Genomic DNA, 8,312 nt, shown 5'->3' with positions numbered 1-8,312 from the left:
GATTGAAAACCATTTTAAAGCTTTCGACTTAACCTTTTTTTACATCAATAATGGCTTCATTTAATGTCAGCATACTTTTTGAAACACCACCCAGTGTTGATATTTATGCAGTTGAGTTGGGTAATTCCAAAGATTTAGCATCGGCTGTGCAGGAAGCTCAGCAAGCTGGCTTGCAGCCTTATTCGCATTTTGATTTTCAATCTGAATGTGAGGTCTATATCGATGCATTATTCGGAATTGGTCTGAACCGTCAGCTGGCTTCTGACTGGCAAAATGTTATTCACGGCATTAACCGGCAAAATGGGCTCAAAATCTCGATCGATATTCCGAGTGGACTGGATGCCAATACCGGCCAGCCTTTGCCTGTTGCGATCAAAGCTGACTATACTTTCACGGGCTTAGGGCTTAAGGCAGGATTGTTTACTGGACAAGGCAAAGAATATGCGGGCAAGATCGAACTGATTTCTGCTATCCCGACAGATACTGAGCTTCAACCAATTGCTTGTCTTTCATCACATCAGATTCAATTGCCGAAGCGTGAAGCCTTTGGTCATAAAGGCAGTTATGGTCATGTCTTGGTTGTAGGTGGTCATGCCGATATGGGCGGAGCAGTGATCATGGCGGCAGAGGCGGCCTTTGCTGCAGGAGCAGGTAAAGTCACCATCGTTTGTGATGCAAAACACCATACTGCGATTTTGTCACGTGCACCAAATGTCATGCTGCGTGATATCAATCTTTTAACTCAGGAGCAACGCCAAGCACTAATTCAGCAGGTCGATGCAGTCTGTTTTGGCATGGGATTAGGTCGTGATTCTTGGTCAGAGCAACAATATACAGTTTGGTTTGAGCTGACTCAGCAATCTGATCTGGAGGTAGTTTTGGATGCGGATGCCTTATGGTTTCTGGCCAAGCAGCCTCAAGTTTTGAATTCCCAGACTTATGCGACTCCGCATCCTGGGGAAGCCGCTACGTTACTGGCGTGTAGCACTGCGGAAGTTGAAATGGATCGGATTGCAGCCATTCATGCCCTGCAACAAAAATATCAGGGACAATGGGTGCTAAAAGGTTCAGGCAGCCTGATTCTGGAAGAAAGGCTTTACATCTGCAATGCCGGGAATGCCGGTATGGGAACTGGCGGAATGGGGGATGTGCTGGCCGGCATGATTGCCAGTCTAAAGGCGCAATTTGCGCAAAAAATTTATTTGCATGAAATTGTGACGCTGCATGCACTTGCAGGTGATGAACTGGCCAAAAATGGCGAACGTGGCTTGCAGGCACAGGATATGAAACATGCGATTTATCAGGTCGTGAATCGCTAAGGAGAATAGTGTGCCAGTCATCAAACTGAATATTTCAGGCCAAGTTCAAGGAGTCGGATACCTTTACTGGTTTGCCGAGCAGGCTCAGGCGCTTGGACTGAAAGGATATGTGAAGAACTTGAGCACAGGTGAGGTGGAGGCCGTTATTGCTGGAACAGACTCCCAACTTCAGGAAATGATTACACGAAGTTGGAAAGGGCCTGCTCGTGCAATCGTACAAGCGGTTATTCAAGAGTATCTGGAATCTGAGCTAGATGCTCAAGACTTTATAATATTGCGTTAAACCTTATCGACGACGGCTACTGACGCGACTCCGGCCGCGTGCCATACCACCCAACGCATTCAATACCGCCATTTTACTCATACTGCCTGAGGCGTGGGCATGACAAATAGCAGCAGCTAAAGCATCGGCGGCATCCTGCTGCGGTTTGATGCTGAGTTTTAGAATATTCATTACCATCATCTGCACCTGTTCTTTATCCGCAGCGCCATAACCCACTACCGACTGCTTGATCTGGCGCGCAGTATATTCAGCGACTTTCAAATCCAGATTGACCAGTGCCGCAACAGCAGCACCACGGGCCTGACCGAGTTTTAAGGCAGAATCCGGATTTTGTGCCATAAAGACCTGTTCTACCGCAGCTTCAGTGGGACCATAAAATTTTACAATGCGCTCCACGCCGGCAAAGATCCGTTTTAAACGTTCAGGCATTTCTGTCGTTTCTGTTCTGATGGTGCCGGCATCAACAAAAGTCAGTTTGGAGCCGTCTTTTTCGATAATTCCGTAACCGGTTAAACGAGAACCGGGGTCAATCCCAATAATTAATGACATGCCCGCACTTTAAAAATAGAATAATGCCCATATTGTTACATAAGCGTATCAAAAAAGCTTGATCCTGATGAAGCAGTTGATTCCAGCATCCTATTATTTATTTTACTGAGATTAGATTAATTTTCATGAAATTATTTCTTATTATCCTTGCAGGCTTAATCCTAGAAGTATTTGTCTGGATTGGCGTGGGTGACCTCGTCGGGAGCATGTGGTACGTATTTTTCTGGTTTGTGGCCGCATTTTTTATTGGTATGAATCTGATCCGTAAATACTCGGCCGGTGTAATGCCACAAATGCAGCAAATGCAGATGGGACAGATGAGTGCAGATCCTGCATTAACAGGAAATTTACCTAAAATTCTGGCAGGTTTCTTTCTGCTTATTCCTGGATTGATTACCGACGTATTGGCAGTATTGATGCTCATTCCAGCGGTTCAGCAGGTTTTTAAGGCTGCTATAATGAAAGCGATGATGAAACGTCAGCAACTCATGATGGAAAAAATGATGGGTGGCATGATGGGCGATATGGGTGGTGCACAAGGCCAGAACCCATTTGCCGAGATGATGCGTCAAATGCAGGATATGCAAAATCAGCAATCAGGTCGCGGTGATTCCAACATTATTGATGGTGAAGCACGTGAAGTGAGACCTGAGGCGAAAAAAATTGAAATGAAAGATATCAATCCGAAATAAATGTTTTATTTAAAAAATTCTATTTAAGCCGAATCTGATGATTCGGTTTTTTATTGGAGCTTTCTAATCTCTTTGAACAAACGTTATAATATATTTTTATAAATTTACCTTATTTTAATGTCTCTGCTTTTTACGATCTGTCTCCTGCATTTTGTTGCTCAACTCAGTCCCGGTCCCGATATTTTGCTCATTGCCAAAAGTGCCGCATCTACAACACGCCAGAATGCCTTGAAAATTATTGCAGGGATCTCTGCCGGTATTGTGGTTTGGGTAGTACTGACACTTGCGGGTTTTACTGTGTTAATTGACCAGTTTCCATGGATCCAGCACGCCTTAATGCTTTTGGGTGGCATATTCCTGGCTAAAATGGGATGGACCATGTTAAAGGGTGGTGTGCATAGCTTTAAAAATGGACATCAGACCGACGACGATACAAATGGACAGGTGCAAGCTAAAAACTATTTTATGTTGGGCTTATGGACCAACCTTTCTAATCCCAAAACACTGATCTATTTTAGTAGCGTATTTTCACTGGCTTTGAGTTCATCTGCTTCCGATTATTTGAAAGCACAGCTGGCAGTGATTATTCCTTTGCAGACCTTTATCACCTTTGCTTTATTGATGCTGTTGATTTCCCAACCAAAAATTAAAATCTTGTACCAGCGTTCGGGGAGTTATATTGATATGATGTCAGGCGGACTATTTCTGCTATTTGCATTGTGGTTATGGTATGACGCACTTATTCTGATGAATTAAGGAGGGTATCTTCATTTAATGCTGGAGATATTGGTGAGGTCGGGGAAGGAGAGGCTAAATTGTCTGGTGTTTTAACCGCCGTTTGATAACGATTAGGCTTTAAGGTGGTTTCAGTATTTTCAGAGCCTTGATAACTGCGACTACGGTTAGCGCGCTCACGCAATCCACCTTTTTTAATTAACTGAACCATGGCACATCTCTCATTCAAATCCACAGCTATTGTAAATCAAAGCTGGATTTGATGAGGTTATTTTCCGCATCTCTATTTGAATTATTTAAGAGTAATAAAAAGACTTGTTTGAACTAACAGGTCTTTGCTGTGAGATGCATGAAATTAGCGAAGTCTTTTATCTTCTTCTTTTAAAACATCCAGTATAGAGTGTTGTATAGGAACTTCTTGTTGTGATTGCACATACAAATGCACGACTTTAAATACGATTGCTGTAACGAGGCAGGCCACAAGACAAAAAATCCAGAAACCAAAAGGGCTGCGAATATGATGTGAGCCACAGTTTGAGCATGATTTTTCTGTAGAGTCGACTACTTTTTCGCAGCAAGCACAATGATATTGATACTGCATTGTTCTTCTCCCAGGATGTTATCCTTTTTATTCTTCGATCATGAAAGATGATTCAATTGGTTTTTTATCATAGGTAGAGCAGCATCAGCTTGCAATAAGCAATTGCTGATAATTACATAGAGACAATAGAGTATAAAAATTCATTACACAAGCAGTAGGATTTTCTTAAAATGTAAGAAATATTTTCATTAATCAAATGATAATCAATGAATTAAGAGTTAATTCTCTTGAAAATATACATAATAAAGCCCGCATCAAGCGGGCTTTATTTGAGCTAGTCTAAAACTTACTGCCCAGAACGGATGATGTAATCAAAAGCAGACAGTGATGCCTTGGCACCTTCACCGGTGGCAATGATGATCTGCTTGTACGGCACGGTGGTACAGTCACCTGCCGCAAACACACCTTTGACATTGGTTTCGTTGCGGTCGTTAATCACAATCTCGCCACGGTTAGTTAATTCAACAGCCGTTTCTTTCAGGAAGTCCGTATTTGGCAACAAACCGATCTGCACGAAGATCCCTGCAAGTTCAACTGTGTGCTCTTCATCCGTGGCACGGTCTTTGTATTTCAGACCAGTTACCTGTGAACCATCACCCAGCACTTCAGTCGACAAGGCATTCTTGATCACGGTGGTGTTCGGCAAGCTATTCAGTTTGTCTTGCAGAACCTGATCCGCACGTAGTTTGGTATCAAACTCGACCAGCGTGACATGCTCCACAATTCCTGCCAGGTCAATCGCGGCTTCGACACCCGAGTTACCGCCACCAATCACGGCTACACGCTTGCCTTTGAACAGTGGGCCATCACAGTGCGGACAGTAGGCTACACCACGGGTTTTATATTCCTGTTCACCCGGTACATTCATTTCTCTCCAACGTGCGCCGGTCGACAGAATCACGGTTTTCGATTCCAGTTTGGCACCATTCTCTAAAGTCACTTCCACCAGACCATTGGCCGTTTCATCAGCACCTTTGATGTCAGATACACGTTGCAGGTTCATGATGTCGACACCATATTCACGCACATGGGCTTCCATCTCGGCTGCAAACTTCGGACCTTGGGTCTTCTGGATAGAGGTGTAGTTTTCAATATCCATGGTGTCCATGACCTGACCACCCATACGTTCAGCCACGATCCCGGTTTTGATGCCTTTACGTGCCGCATAGATGGCTGAAGTATTGCCTGCAGGTCCACCACCAATCACCAGGACATCAAAGGCGTCTTTGGCATTCAGCTTTTCAGCATCTTTGGCAGCGGCATTGCTATCCAGCTTGGCAATGATTTCTTCCAGCGTCATACGACCCTGACCGATGTGCTGGTTGTCCTGGAATACCATCGGAACCGCCATGATCTTGCGTTCTTCGACTTCATCCTGGAAGAAGGCACCATCAATCATGGTGGCTGTAGTACCCGGATTGTAGATCGCAATCAGGTTCAGTGCCTGAACCACATCCGGACAGTTATGGCAGCTTAAGGATACGAACACTTCAAAGTCGGATTGAATGCCCAGGCCTTTAATAGACTCCAGAACTTCCGCAGAGACTTTCGGTGCATAACCGGAAGTTTGCAGCAATGCCAGAATCAGGGAAGTAAACTCATGACCCATCGGCAAGCCTGCAAAGAACACGCGTGGCTGTTCACCGGCTTTGGCAATACCGAAACTTGGCACACGTTTGTTGCTGCCGTCAAAGCGGGCAGTCACCTGATCAGAAAGTGCTGCAATCTCTTCGACCAGTTCCTTGATCTTGGCTGACTTATCAGAGCCATCAAGGGTAGCCACCAGTTCAATCGGGCCTTCAAGACGCTCAAGTAAGGTTTTAAGTTGAGCTGAAGTATTTTGGTCTAACATTGCTAACGTCTCCAAAGGAGTAAATGTTTATTTGATAACAGGATATTAAATGAATTGCATAAATAGGTAAAACAGTTTGTTTTTATTTTATTGATCGGATTTACAGATTTATTGAAAAATTCATCATTAATTTCAAAATTCTATATGGCGGTGAAAGATTAATTTTCAAGTAGTTTAGAGCAAGAATAAGGATTTTCAGCTAAGATTAAAACAAGATATTTGAGACTTGAATGATGGAATTACGACGCGGTATTTATCAACATTATAAGGGACAGCTTTATCAGGTGTTCCATGTCGCCACGCACAGTGAAACTGAAGAAAAGCTGGTAGTTTATCAATGTCTTTATGGGGATTATTCAATTTGGGTACGTCCTTTAACGATGTTCACTGAAACCATTACCACCAACGATGATCGTGAAGTGGAGCGTTTTAAATTGATTCAGGCACTTTAAGCCCAACAGACTCAGGGAAGAGTGATGCAAAACTCAGATGAATTTGAAATATTCATGCAAGAATTATATGAAAAATTTCATAGGCATGATCTTAAGCAGGCAGATCGCCTGCACCGATACCGGAATATAGAGCCAGAATCCGGTCAATTTTTGTCTATGCTGATTCGTGCACAACAATCCAAAAATATTCTGGAAATTGGCACCTCTACTGGTTATTCCACCTTATGGCTGGCAGAAGCGGCTCGGCAGACTCAAGCCATGATTACAACACTTGAAGTTGATGCAGAACGGGTTACTCAGGCAAAGAAATATGCGACAGAAATAGATCTTGCAGACTTAATCAATTTTAAAGTGATTGATGCTCAAGTTTATCTGGAGGCAGAACAGGAAATATTTGATTTTATCCTGTTAGATGCTGAACGCGATGATTATGTCAGTTACTGGCCACATTTGAGTCGATTACTTAAAGCAAAGGGCGGGTTACTGGTAGTTGATAATGTCATTTCACATGCAGCAGAAGTCGAAGAGTTTATTGCCTTAATTCAGCAAGACCCACGTTTTATCATGAGTAGTGTACCCATAGGCGCAGGTTTGCTGATGGTGGGATTTCGTTAAATGGATTCACTTCAATCCATGCAAATTTTATTAAAATGTAAATTATATTCGAGATACTTTTCTACGAATGCGGCTTTGTCTTGGCGTCTTAACAGGTTGTCATAAATAAATTCAGGTACGGGATGATACAGCTCGGCATGACCATTACTGTATACAATTTTCAGGTGGCGGCTTGAGGGATTGTATTTCCAAGAAATCACGGTAAGCAGTTTTTGCATATGCGTTCCTCCACTGAATATTTCTTATCTTATCATTTGAACTTATGCCATATGGCTCTGCAGATGTATAGCTCAATTGTAAGAATCGGTAAGGATTATGAGAAAGCGAAGCAAAAGATATGCCTGAATTTTTATATGATGGATCAAGAAAGAAATAGGACTGCAATATTTAAAGTCCTAACAAAATAATTTAAAAAAATAAAATCCCGTATTGCACTGACATAAAAGTTCAAACCATAAAAAACCACGCTAAAAAGCGTGGTTTTTTTGAATCAGTTCAATCTAATTAAAATTAGATTTTACCCACTAGGTCGATTGAAGGAGCAAGAGTTGCATCGCCTTCTTTCCATTTAGCTGGGCAAACTTCGCCTGGGTGAGCGTGTACATACTGAGCTGCTTTAACTTTACGAAGAAGTTCTTGAGCGTCACGGCCGATACCACCAGCGTTGATTTCAACGATTTGGATTTTACCTTCTGGATCGATCACGAAAGTACCACGATCAGCAAGGCCGTCAGCTTCGATTAATACGTCAAAGTTTTTAGCAAGAGTCCAGTTTGCATCACCAACCATTACATACTGGATTTTTTTGATTTCTTCTGAAGAATCGTGCCAAGCTTTGTGAGTGAAATGCGTGTCAGTAGAAACTGAGTAGATTTCAACGCCTAGTTTTTGGAATTCAGCGTAGTTGTCAGCAAGGTCACCAAGTTCAGTCGGGCAAACGAAAGTGAAGTCAGCTGGGTAGAAGAATACAACAGACCATTTGCCTTTCAGGTCAGCTTCAGTAACTTCAATGAATTTGCCGTTTTGGAATGCAGTTGCTTTAAATGGTTTAACTTCAGTATTAATTAAGCTCATCATTGTCTCCATGATTGAGGTAGTCTTTGATTTTGAATAAGAGTATCGAAATTTTGGTTGATGATAAAATGGTATTTTTACATTACAAACATCGGAAAAACCGAATTAAGTAAAAACGCGCCACTTTGGCAAAATCGCTT

General features: G+C 42.6%; 11 protein-coding genes and 1 pseudogene. 6 read left to right on the top strand and 6 right to left on the bottom strand.

Annotation, left to right across the window (positions count from 1 at the left end; genetic code table 11):
- Nucleotides 1-92 precede the first annotated feature (92 nt).
- Together NI469_RS01070 and NI469_RS01065 are read left to right on the top strand one after the other, a co-directional pair.
- Nucleotides 93-1,319: pseudogene (locus NI469_RS01070) on the top strand (NAD(P)H-hydrate dehydratase); the annotation flags it as partial.
- A 10-nt stretch (nucleotides 1,320-1,329) separates the two neighbouring features.
- The gene (locus tag NI469_RS01065; protein ID WP_191113031.1) at nucleotides 1,330-1,602 is read left to right on the top strand and encodes an acylphosphatase; all 273 of its coding nucleotides are present in this window, start codon (nucleotides 1,330-1,332) and stop codon (nucleotides 1,600-1,602) included.
- Between the two features lie 3 nt (nucleotides 1,603-1,605).
- Here the strand turns inward: NI469_RS01065 and ruvC are convergent, their stop codons facing one another.
- Nucleotides 1,606-2,151: a crossover junction endodeoxyribonuclease RuvC gene (gene ruvC, locus NI469_RS01060; protein ID WP_004278925.1), complete on the bottom strand. Its 546-nt coding sequence runs from the start codon at nucleotides 2,149-2,151 to the stop codon at nucleotides 1,606-1,608.
- A 125-nt stretch (nucleotides 2,152-2,276) separates the two neighbouring features.
- On the opposite strand from ruvC, the gene NI469_RS01055 reads away from it, so the two are divergent.
- Together NI469_RS01055 and NI469_RS01050 are read left to right on the top strand one after the other, a co-directional pair.
- Complete coding sequence (locus NI469_RS01055) at nucleotides 2,277-2,843, top strand: FxsA family protein (RefSeq protein WP_005247360.1); 567 nt, start codon at nucleotides 2,277-2,279, stop codon at nucleotides 2,841-2,843.
- A 117-nt stretch (nucleotides 2,844-2,960) separates the two neighbouring features.
- A complete protein-coding gene (locus NI469_RS01050) occupies nucleotides 2,961-3,599 on the top strand; it encodes a LysE family transporter (protein ID WP_253174253.1) in 639 nt (212 codons plus the stop codon).
- On the opposite strand, the gene NI469_RS01045 is transcribed toward NI469_RS01050, so the two are convergent.
- The 3 genes from NI469_RS01045 to ahpF form a co-directional block, all read right to left on the bottom strand.
- Nucleotides 3,583-3,789, bottom strand: a complete 207-nt coding sequence (locus NI469_RS01045) for a hypothetical protein (RefSeq protein WP_005106537.1) — start codon at nucleotides 3,787-3,789, stop codon at nucleotides 3,583-3,585. The genes NI469_RS01050 and NI469_RS01045 overlap by 17 nt on opposite strands.
- Nucleotides 3,790-3,933: 144 nt before the next feature.
- On the bottom strand, nucleotides 3,934-4,179 hold the full coding sequence (locus NI469_RS01040; RefSeq protein WP_004278921.1) for a hypothetical protein: 246 nt from the start codon (nucleotides 4,177-4,179) through the stop codon (nucleotides 3,934-3,936).
- Between the two features lie 286 nt (nucleotides 4,180-4,465).
- A complete protein-coding gene (gene ahpF / locus NI469_RS01035) occupies nucleotides 4,466-6,031 on the bottom strand; it encodes an alkyl hydroperoxide reductase subunit F (RefSeq protein ID WP_253174252.1) in 1,566 nt (521 codons plus the stop codon).
- 233 nt (nucleotides 6,032-6,264) lie between these two features.
- On the opposite strand from ahpF, the gene NI469_RS01030 reads away from it, so the two are divergent.
- Together NI469_RS01030 and NI469_RS01025 are read left to right on the top strand one after the other, a co-directional pair.
- Entirely contained in the window at nucleotides 6,265-6,483 is a 219-nt protein-coding gene (locus tag NI469_RS01030) for a DUF1653 domain-containing protein (protein WP_034438283.1), read from the top strand.
- 24 nt (nucleotides 6,484-6,507) lie between these two features.
- Nucleotides 6,508-7,098 (top strand): O-methyltransferase, encoded by a 591-nt coding sequence (locus NI469_RS01025; RefSeq protein WP_253174251.1) that lies wholly within the window; start codon nucleotides 6,508-6,510, stop codon nucleotides 7,096-7,098.
- Between the two features lie 11 nt (nucleotides 7,099-7,109).
- Here NI469_RS01025 and NI469_RS01020 read toward each other — a convergent pair whose 3' ends face one another.
- Both NI469_RS01020 and ahpC read right to left on the bottom strand, forming a co-directional pair.
- Nucleotides 7,110-7,316, bottom strand: coding sequence for a KTSC domain-containing protein (locus NI469_RS01020; protein ID WP_004645498.1), 207 nt, complete (start codon nucleotides 7,314-7,316; stop codon nucleotides 7,110-7,112).
- 292 nt (nucleotides 7,317-7,608) lie between these two features.
- Nucleotides 7,609-8,172 (bottom strand): alkyl hydroperoxide reductase subunit C, encoded by a 564-nt coding sequence (gene ahpC, locus NI469_RS01015; RefSeq protein WP_004278916.1) that lies wholly within the window; start codon nucleotides 8,170-8,172, stop codon nucleotides 7,609-7,611.
- Between the last annotated feature and the right edge of the window lie 140 nt (nucleotides 8,173-8,312).

It is taken from the genome of Acinetobacter lwoffii, assembly GCF_024129735.1.
GTDB classification, from domain to species: domain Bacteria; phylum Pseudomonadota; class Gammaproteobacteria; order Pseudomonadales; family Moraxellaceae; genus Acinetobacter; species Acinetobacter lwoffii_H.
Note: the sequence above shows the minus strand (reverse complement) of the source record. Positions and strands in the feature narration are given on the sequence as shown.

What these genes read in the sequence shown, in the direction of transcription:
- ruvC (WP_004278925.1), bottom strand. Translation starts at nt 2,151, where the DNA reads ATGTCATTAATTATTGGGATTGACCCCGGTTCTCGTTTAACCGGTTAC.
- NI469_RS01055 (WP_005247360.1), top strand. Translation starts at nt 2,277, where the DNA reads ATGAAATTATTTCTTATTATCCTTGCAGGCTTAATCCTAGAAGTATTT.
- NI469_RS01050 (WP_253174253.1), top strand. Translation starts at nt 2,961, where the DNA reads ATGTCTCTGCTTTTTACGATCTGTCTCCTGCATTTTGTTGCTCAACTC.
- NI469_RS01045 (WP_005106537.1), bottom strand. Translation starts at nt 3,789, where the DNA reads ATGGTTCAGTTAATTAAAAAAGGTGGATTGCGTGAGCGCGCTAACCGT.
- NI469_RS01040 (WP_004278921.1), bottom strand. Translation starts at nt 4,179, where the DNA reads ATGCAGTATCAATATCATTGTGCTTGCTGCGAAAAAGTAGTCGACTCT.
- ahpF (WP_253174252.1), bottom strand. Translation starts at nt 6,031, where the DNA reads ATGTTAGACCAAAATACTTCAGCTCAACTTAAAACCTTACTTGAGCGT.
- NI469_RS01030 (WP_034438283.1), top strand. Translation starts at nt 6,265, where the DNA reads ATGGAATTACGACGCGGTATTTATCAACATTATAAGGGACAGCTTTAT.
- NI469_RS01025 (WP_253174251.1), top strand. Translation starts at nt 6,508, where the DNA reads ATGCAAAACTCAGATGAATTTGAAATATTCATGCAAGAATTATATGAA.
- NI469_RS01020 (WP_004645498.1), bottom strand. Translation starts at nt 7,316, where the DNA reads ATGCAAAAACTGCTTACCGTGATTTCTTGGAAATACAATCCCTCAAGC.
- ahpC (WP_004278916.1), bottom strand. Translation starts at nt 8,172, where the DNA reads ATGAGCTTAATTAATACTGAAGTTAAACCATTTAAAGCAACTGCATTC.